The sequence below is a fragment of the Streptomyces sp. NRRL B-1140 genome (assembly GCF_001280065.1).
In the GTDB taxonomy this organism is placed as follows: domain Bacteria; phylum Actinomycetota; class Actinomycetes; order Streptomycetales; family Streptomycetaceae; genus Streptomyces.
The window spans coordinates 75,314-97,083 of sequence record NZ_LGEA01000025.1; the positions used below are offsets into that span (position 1 = coordinate 75,314).

Sequence of the window (21,770 nt, forward strand, 5' to 3'; positions counted from 1 at the left end):
GCTGGAAGGGCCACCTCCCACGGGGAGGTGGCCCTCTCGTGCGGCTATGCTCGCGACCAGCGCTGGTTTGCGCCGTCGTGGCAGCTCCACACGACGACCGCGGTGCCGCCCGCGGTGCCTGCGCCGTTGACGTCCAGGCACAACCCGCTCTGGCCGTTGCGGATCGTGCCGTTGCTGCTGAAGACCCACTGCTGGTTGGCGCCACCGCCGCAGTCCTGGATCTGCACCCGCGTGCCGGCGGCGGCGCCGGCCGGGACGTGCAGGCACTTGCCCAGCACCTGCAACGCCGCACCGTTCTGGGTGAACTGCTGGTTGGCGTTGCCGTGGCAGTCCCAGATGATCATGGGCGTGCCGTTGGCCGCGTTCGCGCCGTTGACGTCCAGGCACCGGCCCGAACCCTCGTTGCGCAGCCGGAAGGCGGCCGGGTTCGGCGGCGGGGTGGGCGTCGTGTCGTCGAACTGGGTGAAGAAGTTCCACACCACCGCCCGGGTCCACGACCGCTCACCCGGTTCGTAGTCGCCGGCCGATCCGTCGACAGGACCGGGCGTATGACCGGCGTCGAACGCGGCCCATGCCACGGGGTAGCCGGCGCGGCATCCCGAGTAGGTCGTGACGACATGGGTGAGGCTGCCCCGTGCCGGCTCCGGCGGGTTCTGGGGAGTGCAGCCGTTGTTCCGCACGAACCTGTCACGCAGGGAACGGCCTGTGGAGATCGGGAGCACCGGGTCCCGCAAGCCGTGCAGTCCGATGTACGCGACCGGCTGGGTCCCGCCGTTGCATCCGCTCAACTGCCCGCCCGCGTAGACGGCGACCGCGCGGAACACCGTCGGCCGGGCGCACGCGAGGGCGAAACTCATGCCGCCTCCGTAGCTGAAACCCCCGGCGAAGCGCTGGTTCGTGTCGACGCACAGGCCCGCCTCGATCTGCCTGAGCATGTCGTCCACGAAGGTCAGGTCCTCGCCGCCTGAGTTGGCCCAGCCGTTCCCGAGGCCCTGGGGCGCGACGAAGATCGTGCTGTTGTTCGAGAGTGCCCGCAGGCCGTAGTACGACCAGGAGTATCCGCTGGTTCCGCCCGAGTCGACGTCGCCCGCCGTGCCGCCGTTCCAGTGGAAACCGAAGACCAGGCGGTAGGGGCGGTTGTTGTCGTAGCCGGCGGGCACCCGCAGGATGTAGTTCCGCGTCCTGCCGCTGCTCTGGATCGAGTGCGGACCACTGGACAGCGTGGGGGACTTGCCGCATCCGGCGCTCGCGGCGACGGAGCGGACCTCGGCGGCGGCGGGCGTCGGCGAGATGCCGCTGATGCCGACCACGGCGAGCAGGAGCGCGGCGGCCACGGCGATCGGCGTGCGCCATCGGTGACGATTCTTGCCTTGTCGCATCACGTTTCTCCCTTCCTTCATGGGTGGAGCGAACTCAGCGGTAGCCGGCGGCGACGATGTTGGCTTGTACCGCGCTCTCGGTCGCTTCGGACGGGTATCCGGACACCATCGCGCCCTCGTAGAAGGTGCCGGCGCTGAGGTTCGCGCCGCCGCCCGGCTTGCAGCAGTCGCCACCGCTGCCGAGGATGATGGCGCCCTGCTTCCTCATCGGGCTGTAGCCGGGCGGAAGCGCGCCGTCCCAGAGCGTGGTCAGGCTTCCGGTCTGGGCGTTGCCACCCCTGAGCGCGAAACGGCTCGTCCCGTTGTTCTTCAGCATCGCCGTCACGAACTTGCTGGTGAAGGCCCGCTGGTTGGTGTTCCAGGCCTGGCTGCCGCCGGAATAGAGCCCCCATTCGAGGTCGGCCTGGATCCACGGGCCGCTGCCGACGCACCCGCCGAACCAGCACTGGGTGCTGAAGTTGATCGCGTCCATCGCCCCGGCCGCGTCGGCCGCTCGGGTCGTCTCACTGTTGCCGTAGTCGAAGCAGCAGCCGCCGTTGACATGGGTGCCGTTGGTCACCATGTACATGCCTTCGGGGGCGCTGCCGGTCGGCACGCCGGTCAGGTGGCCGTCCCGCCAGTAGCTGTTGCCGGGATTGATGTAGAGCGAGTAGGCCTTGCTGCCACCGACTGCCAGCGACTCAGACGTCGCGAGCGCCGGGCGGCTCTGGCTGGAGCCGGGAACCACACTCGATCCCTGGTACCACAGATCGTTCCCGCGGCCGGACTGGTCGTAGACGACGGTGATGACACAGGTGGTCCCCGCGCAGAACGAGTCCTGCGTCGACGCGTCGGCGGCGCCACCCGCGCTCAGGACGCCGATGTTCCGGGTCGTGCTGTCGGATGAGCGACGGACCTGGTAGAGCTTGTAGGCGCCGTAGAGCGCTCGTACGGTGCTGTGGGCGGCGACGCAGGGAGTGCCGCCCGAGGCGTAGATGTCGCATGTGCCCGCGCCGCCCGGCACCGGTGGATCCGGCGGCGGGGTCGGCGAGTTCCACTGCTGGTTGGTGCCGCCGTTGCAGGACCAGAGAATGATCCTGGTTCCGTTGGCGGTGCCACCGGCGTTGGCGTCGAGGCACAGTCCGGACTGGACGCCGGTGATGGTGCCGTTGGGGTTGACGTTCCACTGCTGGTTGTTCTGCCCGTTGCAGTCCCAGACGATGACGGCGGTGCCGTTGGTGGTGCCGCGTCCGCTGGCGTCGAGGCACTTGCCGTGCCGTTGGTGGTGCCGGGGACGGTCAGGCAGCGGCCGGACTGCACGCCCACGACGGGGGCGCTCTGCCCGGGATCGATCGGTGCCGCCACCGCGGTGGCGCCGACGGCGACAAGCGCCAGGGCGGTGCCCAGCGCGGCCGGCCGTCCGTACCGGCGGGGCCGGGGTATCCGAAACACCATGGCGGTTCCTCACCTGTTCGTAGGGAGGGTGCCCGGCGCTCGACCGCGCCGGGCACCCGGACGGGCTAGACGGCGGTGAACCGCCACTGCTGGTTGGTGCCGCCGTGGCAGCTCCACTGCAGGAGTCGTGCGCCGTCGGCCGTCGAGCCGCCGTTGACGTCCACGCACAGTCCACTGGGCACGCTCTTCACGGTGTACACACCCGCCGTGCCGGTGGGTGTGACGAGGAACTTCTGCGCGTTGCCGTTGTCGCAGGTGGACTGCTGCAGGAACGCGCCCTGGGCGGTGGATCCGCCCGTGACGGCGAGGCACTTGCCACTGTGCAGCGCCTTCAGGTGGACGGCGCCGCCACCGGCGTCGACGGCCTGCCACTTCTGGTTGTTGCCGCCGGTGGCCGGCCACTGGACGACCTGGGCGCCGTCAGCGGTCGAGGCCTCGCCGACGTCCATGAACTTGCCGCTGTGCTGCGCCGCGACCGTCCAGGTCCTTCCTGCCACGCCGCCACCGCCGCCGCTGCCCGGTTCGCCGACCCCGTCGCCGCCGAAGGTGAGCGAGTCGAGGTCGAACCAGTTGTTCGAGGAGCCCTTGAACACCACATAGAGCTGGTGCGAGCCGGCCAGATCGGCAGTGTTCACCGCTGACGTCGACTGGTAGGTGTCCCAGCCGCCGGTGCTGGGCACCGGTGTCGTGGCCAGGAGCGTGCCGGTCGGGGAGTCGGCGCGCAGTTCGATCGATCCGCCGCCGCTCGGCGACGACAGACGGTACTTCACGCTCGTGACGCCCGACAGGCTCATCGGCTTGAACGCGATCCAGTCGCCGTTGGAGATGTCGCCGACCCGCTTGCCGCTCTCCGCGCCGGCCTGCTCGACGATCTTCACGCCCGACTGGTCCGTGGAGAACTCGGCCTGTTTGTGCTTGGGCTGGAGGATCACCTGGGCGTAGCCGGTGAGAGGGCTCGCACCGCCGGGGCCGCCGTCGTCGGTGTAGCGGGCGTTGAGGACGTAGTACAGGTTGGCGCCGTCGGGGTGCCCGCCCAGCAGCGACGTGTCGATGGTGCCCGAGCACCCCGGATGGTCCGTGGTCTCGTGCTGGTGGTCGTCGTGGCCCAGCGCTGGATTGACGAACACCTTGGCGCAGTCGATAGGCGCGCCGCCGGGGTCCGAGACGGACACCTTGTACGGGACGCGGTCGCCGAAGTCCAGCATGCCGCCGTTGGACGGAAGGGTGAGGGTGACGATCGGCGCGGTGTTGCCCACGGTGATCGGCACGTTGGCGAAGGCCGTCCTGCCGGTGTTGTCGGTGACCTTGAGCTGGGCGGTGTAGTTGCCGTTGGTGGTGTAGGTGTGCAACGGGTTGGCCGCCGTGGACGTGGTGCCGTCGCCGAACGTCCAGTGGAAGCTGAGCGTGCTGCCGGGATCCGGGTCCGTGGACCCCGCGCTGCTGAACTGGACGTTCAGTGGCGCGTCCCCGTTGGTGGGCGTTCCGGTGGCTTTGGCGACCGGCGACCGTCCGCCGTGGTTGTAGTCGATGCGGTAGAGCCCCGAGTCGTTGTTGCCACCGGAGAAGTTGTTGCCCCATTCGAGCAGGTACAGCGAGCCGTCGGGCCCGAACTCCATGTCCATCGGTTTGAGGAACTTGGCGGCCGGCATGAAGGGGTTGGTCCGGGTGACCGCGGTCGCGGAGTCGAAGTGGACCTCCTTGACGGTGTGGCGCGACCACTCGTAGAAGAAGTGGACCCCGTCGTAGTAGGGCGGGAACTTCGTCTCGGACGGGTTCGCGGCGTCGTAGCGGTAGACCGGTCCGCCCATCGGACCCGAGCCGCCCGAGCCGAGTTCGGGGAAGTTCGGCGAGACGCCGTAGCCGTACCACATGTTCGGCGCGACGATCGGCTTGAGGCCGGCCAGACCGGTGTTGTTCGGCGAGTTGTTGACCGGCGCGTTGCAGTTGAACTTGGCTCCGACGACGCGGGTGTCCGGGTTGTAGGGCGCGTAGGCCTGGTTGTCGCCGTGGCAGAAGGGCCAGCCGTAGTTGCCCGGGGACTTGATGACATTGAGCTCGACGAGCCCTTCGGGGCCGCGGTTGGTCGTGGGTGGGTTCCGGTCCGGGCCGTAGTCGGCGAGATAGACCCACCCGTTGTCCGGGTCGATCGAGAAGCGGAACGGGTTGCGGAAGCCCATCGCGTAGATCTCCGGCCGGGTCTTCTCCGTGCCTTGCGGGTAGAGGTTGCCGGCCGGGACGGTGTAGCCGCCGCCCGCCGACGGCCGGATGCGCAGGAGCTTGCCCCGCAGGTCGTTGGTGTTGCCGGCGGTGCGGGCGGCGTCGAGGTTGGCCTTGCCCGGCCGCCAGTCCAGCGGGGCGTAGCCCTGCCAGTCGGGGTCGAGGTTCGGCGGGACGTCGTCGCCGGTGCCGATGTAGAGGTTCTTGTCGGGGCCGAACTCGATGTACCCGCCCGTGTGCCCGGGCTCGGCGAACGTGCGGTCCCGGGTCGCGGGGATATCGATGATCGTCACCTGGCTCGACATGTTCAGGGTGTCGCCGGTGAGCGTGAACCGGGAGACCCGGTTGATGTCGTTCGGGACGCCGGCCGGGGAGTGATACAGGTACACGTAGCCGTTGTCGGCGAAGTCGGGGTCGAGCGCCAGTCCGGTAAGGCCGTCCTCGCCGCCGGTGTAGACGCTGAGCGTGGCGGCTGTCACGGTCCTGTTGGTGGTTGGTTTGAAGATCTTCAGCTGCCCGCCCCGCTGGACGTAGAGCACCCGCCCGTCCGGGGCGACCGCTAGGGCCATCGGGTCCGCGGTGTTGTCGTCGAGGGTGCGCTTCTCGAAGTTGCTCCACACGGTGCCGCCGCAGTCGCCGGGCTCCTTGCCGGCCGCCCACTTGACGCCCCCGAGGACGTGGTTGCGGAAATGGGTCTCGCTGTAGGCCGCGCTGCTGTGCCCCATGCCGGTGGCCCACACGCGACCGCCGCCCGTGTTGCGGCACCAGGAGATGGGGTGGTCCGGCCCCATGGCACGGGGGCCGGGGTTGTACGTGCGCTCGTCCGCTGTGACCAGGACATGGACGTCGCCGCGGGGGTTGCGGTCGAAGTTGTACCACTCCTCGCTGCGGTTCCAGCGGTCCGGCAGGCCGGCCGTCGACGGGTGCTTCTTGTCCGCGACGATCGCGGTGCCGGACAACACGCCGGGGGAGTGCTCCGGCATGTGCGCGCCGCCGTTGATGGTCTGGTCCCACCACGGGTACTCGTTCTCGATGCCCATGTCCGTGGCGTTGTGGATCGCGACGATGCCCTTGCCACTGGCGAGGTAGCCCTCCACCGCCTGACGTTGGGCGGCCGTGGACCACACCATTCCCGAGGTCTGCAACATGATGAGCACGTCGAAGGTGGCGAGGTTCGCCGGGGTGAAGACGCTCGAGTCCTCGCTGTGGACCAGCTCGAAGTCGTTGGCCGCCGCCTGCTCCCGAAGCATGGTGAGTCCGGCGGGAATCGAGTCGTGCCGGTAGCCGGCCGTCTTCGTGAAGACCAAGGCTCGGAAGGCCGGCGCCGCTGACGCCGGTGGGGCGATGACGAGCGACAGGAGCACGCTCGCGATCGCCCCGAAGATTAATATGATGCGACGCATGCCGTCTCCTAGGTCGGCGGAGCAACGATGGCATGACCACGGACACGCGCCGGCCGCACCTCCGATGCGCCGGAGTACCTGAGCGCGTCGGAGGCACGCGTATTCCGTCAGCTCGTCATCCCGTCCGCCGTGACGGGCAGTCAAGTCCCTACGGAAGAGATAGGGCGTCACACCCGATGCGACCGTCTCCCGTGGTCTGCCGGTCAGCATGCAACCGCCTATCGCAACAGTCAATATGCTTCCGGTGCGGCCGATTCCATAACACATTTTGCGCAGCAATCGTCGCGGTTCGGCGCGCGACTGTCGTCGGGCCGATTCCGTAACACATTCTGTGAATCAATCTTCCTGGCTCGGTGCGCGACTCCGGACGGGCCGATCCGATAACAGATTTCGGTGTATCGACAGCCGTCGGCATATCGCAGGCCGGTGGTATTGCCAGGCGCTCATCGAGGCATTTACCCTCGGGGCCGCGATGTCGCCATCGTGTCCGGCGAGAGTTCGCGGCCTATTCGACGATAGCTCGCGGGCGGGAGCTGTCATTCCCTGCCGGTCGTACCCGAACGCTTCAGCTGTTGGTGACGCAATCCTGCTGACGACGCGAATGTAGAGGGTCCCACGATGTCTGGCCTGCCGCCTTCGCCGCTGCTCGCTCTGCGAGGCATCGGCAAATCGTTCCTCGGCGTGCGGGTGCTCGATGGCGTCGACCTCCAGGTCCGGCCGGGCGAGGTGCACGCGGTCGTCGGCGAGAACGGCGCCGGCAAGTCCACGCTCATGAAGGTGGTGTCCGGCGTCCACCAGCCCGACGAGGGAACGGTCGAGTTCGCCGGCGCACCGCGGACGTTCCGCACCCCGCGTGAGGCCCAACAGGCCGGTATCGGCACCGTCCACCAGGAGCTGACCCTGCTGCCCGAGCGCACCGTCGCGGAGAACGTCTGGCTGGGCCGCGAGCCCCTGCGTCGTGGGCTTGTCGACCGGAAGGCGATGCTCAGCCACACCGCGCGGCTCCTCGCCTCCGTCGGGGAGGGCTCCTTACCGCCCGGCACCCGCGTGGGACGACTCGGCGTGGCACAACAACAGGTGGTCGAGATCGTCAAGGCACTCGCCCTCGACGCGCGGCTGCTCATCATGGACGAGCCCACCGCGGCTCTCGCCGACCACGAGGTCGACCAGCTCTACGCGCTCGTACGGCGGTTGCAGGAGCACGGGATCGGCGTGCTGTACGTCTCGCACCGCCTCAAGGAGGTCTTCGACCTGTCCAGCCGGATCACCGTGCTCAAGGACGGCCGGGCGGTGACCACCTTGGACACCGCGGACACCGGCGCCGATCAGCTGGTGCGCCACATGGTCGGCCGCGAGCTGTCGACCTACTACCCCGACCCGGCGACACCGCAGGAGCTGGGCCCGGTGCGGCTGACCGTCCGCGGCGGAGGCAACCGGAAGCTGCACGGCATCGACCTGCGGCTGCGCGCGGGTGAGGTGCTCGGCGTCGGTGGCCTGCAGGGATCCGGCCGGTCGGCGCTGGCCCGCGCACTGTTCGGCGCCGCACCGTTCAGCACCGGCCACGTGACCGTCGACGGAGCGCCGGTCCGGCTGCGCTCGCCCCGCGCCGCGATACGGGCCGGTATCGCCTACGTTTCCGAGGACCGCAAGGGCGAGGGGATCGTCGCCGAGCAGTCGGTGCTCGACAACGCGCTGCTGGCCGTCCGCGCCGTTCACCCGGGCGGGAGCGGCCGCCAGGCCCGGACCGCGCGGGTCCGGGAGCTGCTCGCGGCCGTCGACCTTCGCGCCGCCGGGGAGGACCAGGAGATCCGTTACCTGTCCGGGGGCAACCAGCAGAAGGCCGTGCTGGCCAGATGGCTCGCGCTCGCACCGAGGATCCTGCTCTTCGACGAGCCGACCCGGGGTATCGACGTGGGCGCCAAGTCGGCGATCCACGACCTCGTCCGCCGGCTGGCCCGCGACGGCGCCGCCGTGCTGATGGTCTCGTCCGAGCTGCCCGAACTGCTCGGCATGAGCGACCGGATCGTCGTCATGCGCGACGGCCGGATCGCCGGCGAGCTGGTCGCCGGCGCGACGGAGGAGGATGTCATCGCCCTCGCGGTCGGCACCGTGGGGGAGGCGGCCGGATGAGCGCCGCGCCGTCCCTGCCGGCCCGGCGGACCCCGCCCGGCGTGTTCGTCGCCCTGGTCCTCACCCTGGCGATCGGCTGGATCGTCGTCACTCTCGACGGCGGCCGGCTGTTCAGCCTGCCGACGACGGTGAGCCTGCTGCACGTCGCCGCCGGTCTGGGCCTCGTCGCGGTCGGCCAGACCCTGGTCGTCGTCGGGGGCTCGCTGGACCTGTCGGTGGCGTACGTGGTCAGTCTGAGCACCCTCGTCGCCGCCGAGACCATGGCCGGTGACGACGGTGCGCTGTTGCCGGCGATCGGCCTGACGCTCGCCGTCAGCGCGACGATCGGCCTCGTCAACGGCCTGCTCGTCACCACAGCGCGCATCAACCCCTTCATCGCGACCGTCGGCGTCGGACTGCTGCTCAAGGGATACCTCGACAACGGATACGACGGCCCGGCCGGCAAGACCGCACCCGCCCTGGTGCAGGGCCTGGGGTACCAGCGCGTCGGCCCGGTGCCCCTGTCGTTCCTGCTGCTGCTCGCCGTCGCCGCCGCGGCCTGGTGCGTGCTGACGCGCACCCGCTTCGGTCACCACCTGTTCGCCGTGGGCGGTGACCGAGAGGTCGCCCGGCTCTCCGGCGTGCGGGGCAACCGGGTCCTCGTCACCGCCCATGTGCTGTGCGCCCTCTGCGCCGGACTCGCCGGGGTCTACCTCGCCGGCCGGCTCGGCGCCGGAGCGCCCAGGGTGGGCACCGAGTCACTGTACGACCTGGAGTCGATCGCCGCGGTGGTGCTCGGCGGCACCGCCCTGGCCGGCGGGCGCGGCGGTGTCGTCGGCACGGTCGGCGGCGTGCTGCTGCTCGCGAGCATCGACGCCATCTTCAACCAGCTCGAGGTCGACGTGTTCTTCAAGCAGGTGATCCGTGGCGTGATCATCATCGCGGCGGTCGCCGTCTATGCCCGCCGGGCGATGCGAAAGGCGTCCTAGCATGCGGATCACGCGCCCACGGCGGCTCCTTACGTTCGGCTCCGGCGGTCTCGCACCGATCGTCGTGATCCTGGCGGTGCTGCTGGTTGTGCTGACCGCCCGCCAGCCGGACTTCCTCTCGCCGCCGTCGCTGATGTCGTTCCTCGGCCGCTCGGCGCCGGTCGTCCTGCTCGCCGCCGGTCAGTACTTCGTGATCGTCTCCGGCGAGCTGGACCTGTCCGTCGGCTCTCTGGTCACCGCGCAGGTGGTCGTCGCCGCCCGGCTGATCGACGGCGACCCGTCGGCCGGCTGGCCCGTCGTGGTGCTCCTGCTCGCGTCCGGCATCGCCGTCGGCCTCCTCAACGGTCTCGTCACCACGCGGCTGCGGGTGCCCTCGTTCATCACGACCCTCGGCACGTTCCTGATCCTCGTCGGTGCCGTGTACCTGTGGTCCGACGGTGCCCCGAAGGGCGGCCTCTCCGAGGGGTTCCGCCGGCTCGGCCGGTCGGCGTTCGAGGACGTGCCCGTGCTGGGACGGATCCCTTACGCCCTTCTCGTCCTGCTGGCGGCGGCCGCCCTGGCACTGGCGCTGACCCGTTCGGACTTCGGCCGCACCCTGGTCGCCGTCGGCGGCAACCCGCGGACCGCCGAGCTGAGCGGCGTGCGCGTGTGGCGCGCCAAGACCACGGCGTTCGTCCTCAGCGGGCTCGCCGCCACGCTCGCGGCCGTCCTCATCGGCGGATACAGCGGAGTGTCGTTCCAGGCCGGCGCCGGCCTGGAGTTCGGCGCGATCACCGCGGCGGTCCTCGGCGGTGTCGCTCTGGGCGGGGGCCGCGGTTCGGTCCTCGGCGCGATGCTGGGCGCGCTGACCCTCGAGACGCTCTTCACACTCATGAACTTCTACGGCGTCTCCGGCGCCCTCAGACCGACCGTCCAGGGCGCGATCATCCTGCTCGCCGTGGCGACGGCGTCCTTCCGTTTCCCGTCCCGGTAAAGGGGGTCCAGTGAGGCATTCCATGACGGCGCTGGCCGTGAGCACGTTGCTGGTGCTGGCCGGCTGCGCCACCGACGAGCCCACCACCGGCGCATCGGGTTCTCCCTCCGCGGGCAGCGGTTCGGGCACCGGCAAGCAGTCGAAGTTCTTCGTGCGGGCCGACTACGAGGAGCAGCTCGCGCTCCTGGACGCCGCGCCCACCGGGCCGGCCGGCAAGCCCTGGGAGCAGGCGCTCGACGCGGAGACGGTGAAGACCGCGAAGTTCAAGAAGCCCGGACCGTACAAGATCTGCTTCTCCAACGCGGGGCTGAACAACCCCTGGCGCCAGGTCGGTTTCAAGACCATGCAGGCCGAGGTCGACACGCACCGCGGCCGGATCGCCGAGTTCGTCCACGTCGACGCCGAAGGCAAGGACCAGAAGCAGATCGCGGACATCAACGACCTCCTCGGCAAGGGCTGCCACGCGCTCATCGTCTCGCCGAACACCACCGCGACGCTCACCCCGGCCGTGCAGGCCGCCTGCGAGAAGGGCCTGCCGGTCATCGTCTTCGACCGCGGTGTCGACACGAACTGCCCGGTGACGTTCATCAACCCGATCGGCGGCTACGGATTCGGCCATGTCGCGGCGGAGTTCGTCACCCGGAAGATGAAGAAGGGCGGCAAGGTGCTCGCACTGCGCATCCTGCCTGGCGTCGACGTGCTGGAGACCCGCTGGTCCGCGGCGAAGGTCGCCTTCGACAAGGCGGGCGTCGACGTCGTCGGCGTCGAGTTCACCGACGGCGACCCGGCCAGGACGAAGAAGATCGTCAACGACTACATCCAGCGGTACGGCACGATCGACGGCGTCTGGATGGACGCCGGAGCGGTCGCGGGCGCCGCGGTCGAGGCGTTCGAGGACGCCGGCGAGCCCGTGCCGCCGATCAACGGCGAGGACCAGCTCGACTTCCTGAAGCTGTGGAAGGACAAGAGGCTCACGGCGATCGCCCCGACCTACCCGACCTACCAGTGGCGCACCCCCGTCATCGCCGCCCTGAAGATCCTCGACGGCGAGCGGGTGCCGAACCCGTGGAAGCTGCCCCAGCCGACCATCACCCAGGACAACCTGGACGAGTACGTCGACCCCACCATGCCGCCGCTGCACTACGCGATGTGCGGCTGCACCGACCTGCCCGGCTACCCGAAGCGCTGGCAGTAGGCGATGTACACCATCGGTGTCAACCCGTGGGTCTGGGCCTCGCCGGTCGACGACGAGGCCCTGGCCGAACTGGTGCCGCGCATCGCCGCGTTCGGATTCGACGCGGTCGAGCTGCCGGTCGAGCGCCCCGGCGACTGGGACCCGGCCCGCACCCGGGACCTGCTGGCGGAGCACGGCCTGCGCGCGGCCGGCGTCTGTGCGGTCACCTCGCCCGGACGTGACCTCGTGAACGCCCCGCCGGAGGCCGTCGCCTCCACCGTGGCGTACCTGAAGGCGTGTGTGGACAGTGCGGAGGCCGTCGGCGCGCCCTGCGTCGGCGGCCCGGTCTACGCCGCGGTGGGGCGGACCTGGCGCATGTCACCGCCTGAGCGCGCGGCTTGCTACGCAGATGTCCGGCGTGCCCTGCGGCCCGTGGCCGACCACGCGGGGGAGCGGGGCGTGCGCATCGGCGTGGAGGCCCTCAACCGCTATGAGACGAGCGTCGTCAACACCGTCGAGCAGGCGGTGGAGCTGATCGACGGCCTGCCCGCGAACGTCGGTCTCATGATCGACACCTATCACATGAACATCGAGGAGGCCGACCCCTACGAGGCGCTTGTAGCGGCTGGTCCGCACATCATGCACGTCCAGGTCAGCGGCACCGACCGAGGCGCCCCGGGCGGCGACCACTTCGACTGGCCACGCTTCCTCGCCTGCCTGGCCACGACCGGCTACGGCGGCGCGCTGTGCATCGAGTCGTTCACCGCGCGGAACGAGGCCATCGCCACCGCGGCCTCGATCTGGCGGTCGCTCGCCCCGTCCCAGGACTCCCTGGCCCGTGACGGGCTGGCCTACCTCCGAACTGTCCTGCGCGACCTGGAAATCGCTCCCTCACACGGGTCCTAGGGGTCGCTGTGCCGCTCGCGCCGTCCTCCCCTTCGGCCCGGGAACCGCCAAAAGGAGAAATCGTGTTCATCACTCTCAGGTTACGAAGGCGGCTTCTGGCCGGAGCCGCCACAGCCGGTCTGACCGCGACCGCCGTGATGGCGCTCCCCGCGCCCGCGTCCGCGGCTCCCCGCACCGTGTACGTCTCGCCGTCCGGCACCGGCACCGACTGCTCCAGCGCGCGGCCGTGCTCACTGACAGCGGCGCAGGCGGCGGTGAGATCGCTCAACGACACCATGTCGGACGACGTCGTGGTGCAGCTGGCCGACGGTGTGTACCGACTGTCCCAGCCCTTCCGGCTGACGGCGGAGGACTCCGGCTCAGGCGGTCACACGGTCGTGTGGCAGGCCGCTCCGTCGGCGCGTCCGGTGATCACCGGTGCCCGGGCGGTCACCGGTTGGTCGGTGGCCGACGCGGCCAGGAACATCTGGAAGGCCGATGTGCCCGCCGATCTCGACGCAAGGCAGCTCTATGTCGACGGCGCCGTCGCCACCCGGGCGCGCACCCAGGTGAACAGGGCCGACTTCACGGCCTCCGGCACCGGGATGAGGTTTTCGAGCGGTGCGCTGAGCTATCTGAACAACCTGGCCGACCAGAGCCGGATCGAGGTGGAGGGCGTCAACTCCTTCACCGACCGGTACTCGCCGGTGCAGAGCATCAACGCGAACTTCATCACGATGCAGCAGCCGGCGTGGAGCAACAACAACTTCGGCTACGACACTCTGATGCGGCCACACCGGGCCGGTCCGTTCTACCTGTCCAACGCCTACGAGTTCCTGGACGCGCCCGGCGAGTGGTACCTCGACCCCAGGGCCGGGGCCCTGTACTACATCCCCCGGGCCGGCCAGAACATGAGCACCGCCGACGTGGAACTGCCGACGCTGCAGTCGCTGGTGCACGTCGGCGGCACGTACAGCGAGCCGGCGCACCACATCACGTTCAGCGGAATCACCTTCACCGGTACGAGCTGGCTGGGCCCCAGCAGCAACCAGGGTTACGTGGACCAGCAGACCGGCGCCTACCTCGCCGGCGACTGGAGCCGGCCGGGCTTCGACTCCTGCCACAACGGCTGCACGCAGTTCGAGGCCGCCCGGCCGCACTGGTCGCAGATGCCGGCCGCCGTGCAGGTCTCCGCCGCCGACACCATCACTTTCAGCGACTCCCGGTTCGTGAACCTGGGCCAGACGGCCATCGGCATCGGCAACGACGCGGGCGCGCACGCCAGTGGCGTCGGCCTGGGCGCCGCCAACATCACGGTGACCCGGTCGGAGATCGCCCGGAGCTCAGCCGGCGGCATCCTCGTGGGCGGTGTGCGCGCCGACGCCCACCACCCCGGCGACCAGCGCATGGTCAACAGGGACATCACGATCAGCAACAACCGCATCCACGACCTCGGGGCGGACTACCGGGGCGTCGTCTCCGTCCTGACCACGTACGTCGCGGGCAGCACCGTCGCCCGGAACGAGGTCTACAACATGCCGTACTCCGGCATGTCGATCGGGTACGGCTGGGGCGCCAACGACGCGGGCGGCAGCAACCACTATGCCAACCGCGGCCTGTACAACTACCAGCCGCGCTACACGACACCGACCACCGCGTCCGACAACCGGCTCATCGGCAACTACATCCACGACGTCATGCAGCAGATGAACGACGGTGGCTGCATCTACACGCTCGGATGGAACCCGGGCGCGCAGATCAGCCGGAACCACTGCCTGCGGACCAACGGATACTTCGGGGTGTACTTCGACGAGGGTTCGAAGTACTACAAGGCCACCAACAACGTCTTCTCGAACACCGGTACGTGGGCGACGGCCAACTACTGGGGTGGCGAGAACATGGGGAACTGGACCGTCACCGACAACTGGTCGACCAACGGCAGCACCAACGTGACCAACGGGGATCGCGGCAACGTGGTCTCCGGCAATGTGACGGTCACCAACGGCAACTGGCCTTCCGGCGCCCAGGATGTGATGGCGTCCGCCGGACCGCAGGACACCACCCCACCGCCGACGACGGCCCAGCAGATCGTGGGCGTGCAGTCAGGCCGCTGCCTGACCGTCCCCGGCACCGTCAACGGCACGCCGACCCAACTCCAGGACTGCACCGGCGCGGCCGGCCAGACCTGGACCTACACCACCGGCAAACAGCTGACGGTCCAGGGCGGCAAGTGCATCACCGGCGTCCAGTCCGGACTGTGCCTCGACGCCAACGCCGGTGGCACCGCCAACGGAACCAGGATCATCCTCTGGTCCTGCAACGGCGGCACCAACCAGCAGTGGGCACAGCGATAGCGGAACCCGTCGGCCTTGCTCGCGACGGGAGTCGCGAGCGGGCACGGAACTAACGCCGCAGCCGGGTCGGCTCGCCCGGCCCGCTGCGGCGCACCACCCACGCCTCGGTGATGTGGGTGAACATCGCCTCGGCCGCACCCTTGGGGTCGTGCGCGACGATCCGCTCGTAGATGCGCCGATGGCCCTGGTTGGAGGCCACGCAGAAGGCGCGGCCGGTTCGGCCCACGTAACGGGCGGAGTCGATGACCTGACGCTCCAGCGAACGGACCACGGCACGGCCGATGCGGTTCCCCGACGCCTGCATGACGATGTCGTGGAACGCCCGGTCCTCTTCGTGGTACGCGGCGGGGTCGTCGACGAGCTCGTCCATCCGCTCGACCAGACCGCCCAGCCGGTCGATCACCTCGGCGTCCGCCAGACGGGCGGCGACATTGGCCATGTCGGCCTCCAGCACCCGGCGGGTCGCGACGAGGTGATCGAGGACGGCCAGGCTCTCGTCCTCGGCGATGGTCGCGCCGAGGACCAGCTCGTCGAGCATGTTCCACATCGCCGGCGGGGTGACCATCGTGCCCGCGCCCTGGCGGACTTGTACCAGCCCCTTCTCCTGAAGGATCTTCACCGCCTCGCGGACCACGGTGCGGCTGACCGAGAAGGTCGCGCAGAGCACGGGCTCGGGGGGGAGCGGTGAACCGGATGGATGCACTCCACGGACGATCCGCTGCACCAGCTCAGCCGTGACCGCGGCGGCGAGGTTCGCCGGGCGCCGGCTCCATGCGGGGGCCTCGGATGCCTCTGCGGATGGCTGCGGTTCTGCCGTCATGACACCCCCCAAACCCGCGCTTTACCACACGGATGCTGGCCCACTATACGGCATCCGGTTGACGTCATACGTCATACGAGTTACATACGTCATACGAGTTGCGTTCCTCCTCAACCTCAACCGCCGGACAGCCGGCCACCTCAGGAGAGTGGGGCAGCAATGAAACAGCGAACACTGGGGTCGCTGACCCTGGTTGCCGGTCTCGTCGTCTTAGCCGGCTGCGGCGGCGCCTCCGACCCGGATGCGGCGTCCGGTGGTTCGAAGGGCAAGCTCGTCGTCTGGGACTGGAAGTCCGGCGACGCCACAGCGTCCTCCTACGTCAAGAAGGCCAAGGCCGACTTCGCCCAGCGGCATCCCGGCGTGACGGTCGAGTTCGTCGCGCAGCCGTACGATCAGTACTACACCCTGCTCGGGGCCGCCATCCAGGCAGGCAAGGGGCCGGACGTCATGCTGTTCAACGGTGGCGGGCAGATCCGTGACCGCGCGGACTCCCTCCTGCCGTTGGACGAGTACGTCCGTGACGACAGGAAGCGGCTGGCCGGGTGGGATGCCTTCACCAAGGACGGCAAGACCTACGCCGCCCCGGTGACCTTGCAAGGTCACCCGATCTACTACAACAAGTCGCTGTACCGGAAGGCGGGGCTGGACCCGGAGCGGCCGGCCACCCGTTGGGACGAGTTCGTCGCCGACTGCCGGACCCTCACCAAGAAGACCGGCGCCAGATGTTTCGCGCAGGGCAACAAGGAAGGCATCGGTATCCAGTTCTTCCTGTCCGGGCTCGGCTCGGGGGTCCTGTCGCCCAGGCAGTACGACGACTGGATCGCCGGCAGACGGGACTGGTCCTCGCCGGCGGTCAAGCGGGTCTTCTCGCTCTGGAAAGAGGTCAACGACAAAGGCCTGAACAACGACGGGGCGAACTCGACGGCGATGTTCAACGACGCGTTCGCGGTGTTCCAGTCCACCGAGGCCGCCCACGTCGTCGGGCTGATGTCGGACACCGGGCACTGGAAGGACTTCGCCGGATTCCTCGACGCCGACGACATCGGCGTCATGAAGTCGCCGGTCGTCCTGGCCGGCGCCACTCCCAGCCTTCCCTACGACGGCGGCATCGGCTACGCCGTAGCGAAGTGGACCAGGGATCCCGGGGTCGCCGCCGACCTGGTGCGCTCCCTGACCGCGACCGGCGCACTGGAGTCGTTCTACGCCGACGCGGGCGCCATCGCGGCCGACCGCACCGTGGACGTCTCGAGCGGCGGCCCGGCCGTCGCCACCATCGTGTCCGAGATCGACCGAGGCAAGCCCGCTCTGCACGTGGCCCTGCCGTCCAGGACCGTGGAGCTGATGGGGCGGCTGTCTCAGCAACTGCTGAGCGGATCGGTCACGGTGGACGCGGCGGTCAAGCAGCTGGCGGCGTCCGACCGAGCGGGCTGAGGCCATGTCACCGGTCGGCCGACGCGCCGAACGCCTCGCCCCCTACGTCCTGGTCGCTCCCGCTGTCCTGATCATCGTGGTGCTCCGGCTCTGGCCACTGGGACTGGGCGTCAGCTTCTCCTTCACCGGTGACGGCGAACGCAACGGCGCCACGGTGGGGCTCGACAACTACGCGGAGCTTCTCGGCGACCCGCTGTTCCGCACCGCGCTGCGCAACGTCGGATGGCTGGTGCTGCTGCTGCCGGTCGCGGTCGCGATCCCGGGACTGCTCGCCACTTTCATCCACCTGCGGGTGCCCGGGCATTCGTTCTTCCGAAGCGTCTACTTCTTCCCGGCCGTACTCTCACCGGTGATCGTCGGCGCGATCTTCAACCTGCTCCTGGCCTTCGACGGTCCGCTGAACACCGTGCTCGGCGGCTCGGGGGTCGGCCGGGTCGACTGGCTCGGCGATCCCGACGTGGCCATCTTCACCGTCGTCGGCGTGCACATCTGGGCGACGGCGGGGATGGCGCTGGTGGTCTTCCTGGCCGGGTTCGCGACCCTGGACCCCGCGCTTCTGGACGCCGCCCGGGTCGACGGCGCTTCGCTCGCGCGGATGATCTGGCACGTCATCATCCCGGGTCTGTCCCGAACCATCCAGTTCGTCGTCGTCACCACGATGATCGGAATGCTGACCTCGATGTTCGGGCTGCTCTACGTCATGACCAGTGGTGGCCCGGAAGGGTCGACCTACCTGCCGGAGTACTACATCTGGGTCCAGCAGGGGCAGATGAGCCGCCCGGCGCTCGCCTCGGCCGCCTCCACCGTCCTCTTCCTCGTCATGCTGGTCGTGGGCCTCGTACAGGTCGGCCTGCTGCGCCGGGCGGGGAGGGAGGACTGATGTCCCGCCTGGGGTGGAGCAGATGGCTGGTCGCCGTGCCCATGGGGCTTCTCGCCATGGCGACGGTCTACCCGCTGCTGTTCACCGCCAACGTCGCGACCAAGACCCGCCGGGAGTACATCCTCGACCGGTTCTCCCTGGCGAGCACTCTCCGGTGGGACAACCTCAGCACCGCGTGGAACAGCGTCGGCATGGGGCGGTACTTCCTCAACTCCCTGATCGTGGTGGCCTGCGCCGTGGCGCTGTTGCTGTTCATCGGGTCCATGGCCGCCTTCGCGCTGGCCCAGGTGCGGTTCCGTGGCTCGTCCGCGCTGGCTCTGGTCGGCCTCACGGCACTGTTCATCCCGTTCCAGGTGATCATGGTGCCGTTGGCCAGGATCATGGCCGAGGGCGGTCTCATCGACACCTATCCCGGACTGGTCCTCGCCTATGTCGCGCAGTTCCTGCCCTTCACCGTCTTCCTGCTGACGAGCTACTACCGAGCGGTGCCCACCGAGCTCGTCGACGCGGCACGGATCGACGGAAACACCCTGTACGGCGTCTACCGGCGGATCATGCTGCCGATGGGTGCCCCGGCACTGCTGTCGGTGGGCATCCTCGACGCGCTGTTCTGCTGGAACGACGTGCTCATCTCACTGCTGATGATGCCGTCGGCCGACCATCGCACCCTGATGGTGGGCATCACCTCACTGCGCGGCCAGTACTCCGCCGACATCCCCACCTTCGCAGCCGGTGTCCTGATCGCCGGGCTGCCCGTGTTGGTGACCTACCTGTTCCTGCAGCGCCAGATCGCCGAAGGCGTGACGGCCGGCGCGACGAAGGGCTGACGCATGCGCATCACCGGGTACCGAACCCTGACGACGGCACAGCGATGGGGCCGACCCGTCGGTGACGCCAACGGCGTCCACGCCGACGGCGTCGTGCCCGTGCCGGTCGTCGTCGTCGAGACCGATGAGGGGATCACCGGAGTCGGCCTGGGACCGCACGTGGAAGCCGAGACGATCTTCGCCGCCATCGACGGCCAGGACCCGCGCGCGGTGACCGCCCTCTACGACCGCATGCTCCGGCACACCTTCAAAGCCGGGCACGCGGGCGCGGTGTTCGGCACGATCGGCGCGTTCGACACGGCGTTGTGGGACATCAAGGCACAGGCGGCGGGTGAGCCGCTGTGGCGGTTGCTCGGCGGCAACGACCGCGTGGTCGACGCCTACGCCTCCGGCCTGGACATCGGCCTCACCGACGACGAGCTCGTCGCCACCTACGAGGTCTATGCCGAACGGGGGCTGAGGGCGGCGAAGCTCAAGGGCGGCCTGGACATCGAGCGTGACCGGCACCGGCTGTTGCTCGTACGCGAGGTACTGACCGAGGCCGCGCACGGGAGGCGGCCAGGGCTCATGCTGGACGCGAACGAGTGCTGGAGCCGCAAGCAGGCGGTACGCCATGTCGGTGAACTGGAACGCGCACTTGACCTGACCTGGATCGAGGAGCCGGTCCGGCGCTGGGACGCCGACGGCCTGGCCGCTGTCAGCCGTGGCGTAGGGGCGGCGGTCGCCAGCGGGGAGAACCTCACCGGCCTCGAACAGTTCCGCCCTCTGATCGCCGCGGGAGGCGTGGACATCGTCCAGACGGCCGCGGTCTGGGGAGTCACTCACTTCCTGCGTGTCGCGGCCCTGGCTCACGCCTACGACCTGCCGGTCAGCCCGATCGGCGACACGCCCGTCGCGCTGCTGCACGCGGCGACGTCGGTGCCCAACCACCTCGTCAGCGAACTGCAGGGCCTGCGGCCTCCGATCGGCGTCGCGATGGACCTGCACGTCGACGACGGCGCCTTCGTGCTCGGCGACACACCGGGCCTGGGCATCCGGATCGACGAAACGGCGATGACCCCGGCCCGTCAGAGAACGGCACACGCACCCGACGGACCGCACATACGGCCGGAGCGGGCCGGCCGGCGGCTGCTCGCGGTCGCTCCTGGGCCGACCCGATCCACCGCGGAAGGGACGTTCGACACCATGGGGATGGAGGATCGATGAAGGCGGTTGTCCACCGCGGGCCCTGGCCCATGGAGATCGAGAGCCGGGCCGCCGAGGCGCCGGCCCCGGCGAAAGAGCGCGGCGGGCGCGGCGTCGACGTCATTGCCACCGCACCGGGCCGCGTCGCCGGCGACAGTACCAGGGCGTTATGCGCGGAATCCCGGCACGACCAGGCCGTCCTCGGCCGGACCCCGGCCGGTCGCCGGAGCCACGCCGGCGATCTCGCCGCGGCCACGGTGTTCCTCGCCTCCCCGGCACCGGACCGAATCGACGGCGTCGTTCTTCCCGTCGACGGCGGACGGCCGGGGCGATGACGGGCTGCCAGGCATTACCAGCCGGCCGCGCCCGAGTCGACCGTGCCTGCGAACCCGAGGGTGGCGACGTGCGAGGCATGCGGGGCGGCCTCGCCCGAGGCAACGCGTACGGGCTTGTGATGCGAAGCGGCCGAGCCGACGAGACGAGCCTGGTCGTCGCCGCACAGGCCGGCGATCCACGAGCGCTCGACGACCTGGCCGCGACGTACCTGCCGCTGGTGTACGCGATCGTGCGCAGGGCGCTGGGCGAGCTCGCGGACGTCGACGACGTGGTGCAGGAGACGATGTTGCGGGCACTTCCCGAGCTGCGCACGTTGCGCGCCCCGGAGTGCTTCCGGCCCTGGCTGGCCACGATCGCGACACGGCAGATCAGCACCCATCTGCACCGGCGGCAGGCGGATGCCGAACGGACGGCCCCACTAGACGAGATGACCGACCCGCCGGACGCCGACACCGAGAACCTGGCCCTGATCCACGTCGAGCTGTCCGGTCATCGCCGAAGGACCGTACGTGCCAGCCGATGGCTCGACCCGGACGCCCGGGCGCTGCTGTCGCTGTGGTGGCTGGAGACCGCAGGCCGCCTGACGAGAGCCGAGCTCGCGGCGGCGCTGGGAACGAGCGTGGCTCACGCGGGTGTGCGGGTCCAGCGGATGCGCAACCAACTGGAGCTGAGCCGGTCACTCGTCGCCGCGCTGGAAGCCGGCCCCCGGTGCCCACTGCTGACCGTCGCGCTGGGGGGCTGGGACGGCGTGCCGAGCGCGCTGTGGCGCAAGCGCATCACCCGGCACACCCGGTCCTGTGCGGACTGCGGCCGGGCCGCCGACGAACTGGTCCCCCTCGAGCGGCTGAGTGTCGCCCTGGCGCTGCTCCCCGTACCGCCGGGGCGGTCGGCCGCGGTGCCCGGCCAACCTGTGGCGGGCCTACTCGGCCAGTTCGCCCGACGCCGCCGGAGTCGGCACCCGAGTACCCGCCCATAAAGAGAACTGCCGCGATTTCCATGCGACCGTCACTCCGATTCACCGCCTGAAAAGGTTATGCGGGGCGGCGGCCAATAGTCGTGCTTCTCCAGTGGGTTGTGCGACGGCTCAAGCCCCGATATATCGACGCTTCCCCTCTTGAATGGACCATGACAATCTGGCTATGTTCTAGTCGTCTACCCGCCGCTTTCCCCATTCATGACCTGTGAAAGCGGAAGCCCAAAAAGAAAGGTCCGAACGGTCAGCCATGACCGGGCCAACGGCATGACAATCCGCGACCGTTGCTGCTCTGGCATGCCCAGCGGCCCGGCTGGGCGCGGGCCCGGCGATCCGGGCGAATCGAAGGAGCGAGGCTTTCCAGGCGCCAGGGCAGCGGCATGACGCTGACATGCTCGCCG

General features: G+C 69.5%; 15 protein-coding genes and 1 pseudogene. 12 read left to right on the forward strand and 4 right to left on the reverse strand.

Annotated elements, in window-relative coordinates:
• Positions 1 to 44 precede the first annotated feature (44 nt).
• The 3 genes and pseudogenes from ADK65_RS04375 to ADK65_RS04385 form a co-directional block, all read right to left on the reverse strand.
• On the reverse strand, positions 45 to 1,379 hold the full coding sequence (locus ADK65_RS04375; RefSeq protein WP_234352790.1) for a ricin-type beta-trefoil lectin domain protein: 1,335 nt from the start codon (positions 1,377 to 1,379) through the stop codon (positions 45 to 47).
• Between the two features lie 34 nt (positions 1,380 to 1,413).
• Positions 1,414 to 2,813: pseudogene (locus ADK65_RS04380) on the reverse strand (arabinofuranosidase catalytic domain-containing protein).
• 65 nt (positions 2,814 to 2,878) lie between these two features.
• Positions 2,879 to 6,433 (reverse strand): ThuA domain-containing protein, encoded by a 3,555-nt coding sequence (locus ADK65_RS04385; RefSeq protein WP_053668445.1) that lies wholly within the window; start codon positions 6,431 to 6,433, stop codon positions 2,879 to 2,881.
• 618 nt (positions 6,434 to 7,051) lie between these two features.
• Between ADK65_RS04385 and ADK65_RS04390 the strand changes: the two genes are divergently transcribed.
• From ADK65_RS04390 to ADK65_RS04415, 6 genes are all read left to right on the forward strand, one after another.
• On the forward strand, positions 7,052 to 8,563 hold the full coding sequence (locus ADK65_RS04390) for a sugar ABC transporter ATP-binding protein (protein ID WP_053668446.1): 1,512 nt from the start codon (positions 7,052 to 7,054) through the stop codon (positions 8,561 to 8,563).
• Complete coding sequence (locus tag ADK65_RS04395) at positions 8,560 to 9,531, forward strand: ABC transporter permease (protein WP_053668447.1); 972 nt, start codon at positions 8,560 to 8,562, stop codon at positions 9,529 to 9,531. The genes ADK65_RS04390 and ADK65_RS04395 overlap by 4 nt, the downstream gene beginning before the upstream one ends.
• A gap of 1 nt (position 9,532) precedes the next feature.
• Positions 9,533 to 10,504, forward strand: a complete 972-nt coding sequence (locus tag ADK65_RS04400; protein ID WP_053668448.1) for an ABC transporter permease — start codon at positions 9,533 to 9,535, stop codon at positions 10,502 to 10,504.
• A gap of 22 nt (positions 10,505 to 10,526) precedes the next feature.
• Positions 10,527 to 11,699, forward strand: a complete 1,173-nt coding sequence (locus tag ADK65_RS04405; RefSeq protein WP_053668449.1) for a substrate-binding domain-containing protein — start codon at positions 10,527 to 10,529, stop codon at positions 11,697 to 11,699.
• 3 nt (positions 11,700 to 11,702) lie between these two features.
• Complete coding sequence (locus ADK65_RS04410) at positions 11,703 to 12,584, forward strand: sugar phosphate isomerase/epimerase family protein (protein ID WP_053668450.1); 882 nt, start codon at positions 11,703 to 11,705, stop codon at positions 12,582 to 12,584.
• A 137-nt stretch (positions 12,585 to 12,721) separates the two neighbouring features.
• Positions 12,722 to 14,917, forward strand: a complete 2,196-nt coding sequence (locus tag ADK65_RS04415) for a ricin-type beta-trefoil lectin domain protein (protein WP_053668451.1) — start codon at positions 12,722 to 12,724, stop codon at positions 14,915 to 14,917.
• A gap of 49 nt (positions 14,918 to 14,966) precedes the next feature.
• Here ADK65_RS04415 and ADK65_RS04420 read toward each other — a convergent pair whose 3' ends face one another.
• Positions 14,967 to 15,737 carry a FadR/GntR family transcriptional regulator gene (locus ADK65_RS04420; protein ID WP_078955810.1) on the reverse strand — a complete coding sequence of 257 codons (771 nt, stop codon included), beginning with the start codon at positions 15,735 to 15,737 and terminating at the stop codon, positions 14,967 to 14,969.
• Positions 15,738 to 15,896: 159 nt separating this feature from the next.
• On the opposite strand from ADK65_RS04420, the gene ADK65_RS04425 reads away from it, so the two are divergent.
• From ADK65_RS04425 to ADK65_RS04450, 6 genes are all read left to right on the forward strand, one after another.
• A complete protein-coding gene (locus ADK65_RS04425; RefSeq protein WP_053668453.1) occupies positions 15,897 to 17,168 on the forward strand; it encodes an ABC transporter substrate-binding protein in 1,272 nt (423 codons plus the stop codon).
• Between the two features lie 4 nt (positions 17,169 to 17,172).
• Positions 17,173 to 18,048, forward strand: a complete 876-nt coding sequence (locus ADK65_RS04430) for a carbohydrate ABC transporter permease (protein WP_053668454.1) — start codon at positions 17,173 to 17,175, stop codon at positions 18,046 to 18,048.
• Positions 18,048 to 18,875: a carbohydrate ABC transporter permease gene (locus ADK65_RS04435; protein ID WP_053668455.1), complete on the forward strand. Its 828-nt coding sequence runs from the start codon at positions 18,048 to 18,050 to the stop codon at positions 18,873 to 18,875. The genes ADK65_RS04430 and ADK65_RS04435 overlap by 1 nt, the downstream gene beginning before the upstream one ends.
• 3 nt (positions 18,876 to 18,878) lie before the next feature.
• Complete coding sequence (locus ADK65_RS04440; RefSeq protein WP_053668456.1) at positions 18,879 to 20,081, forward strand: mandelate racemase/muconate lactonizing enzyme family protein; 1,203 nt, start codon at positions 18,879 to 18,881, stop codon at positions 20,079 to 20,081.
• Between the two features lie 29 nt (positions 20,082 to 20,110).
• Complete coding sequence (locus tag ADK65_RS04445; protein WP_234352791.1) at positions 20,111 to 20,395, forward strand: SDR family oxidoreductase; 285 nt, start codon at positions 20,111 to 20,113, stop codon at positions 20,393 to 20,395.
• A gap of 119 nt (positions 20,396 to 20,514) precedes the next feature.
• A complete protein-coding gene (locus ADK65_RS04450; RefSeq protein WP_234352792.1) occupies positions 20,515 to 21,372 on the forward strand; it encodes an RNA polymerase sigma factor in 858 nt (285 codons plus the stop codon).
• The last annotated feature ends 398 nt before the right edge of the window (positions 21,373 to 21,770 follow it).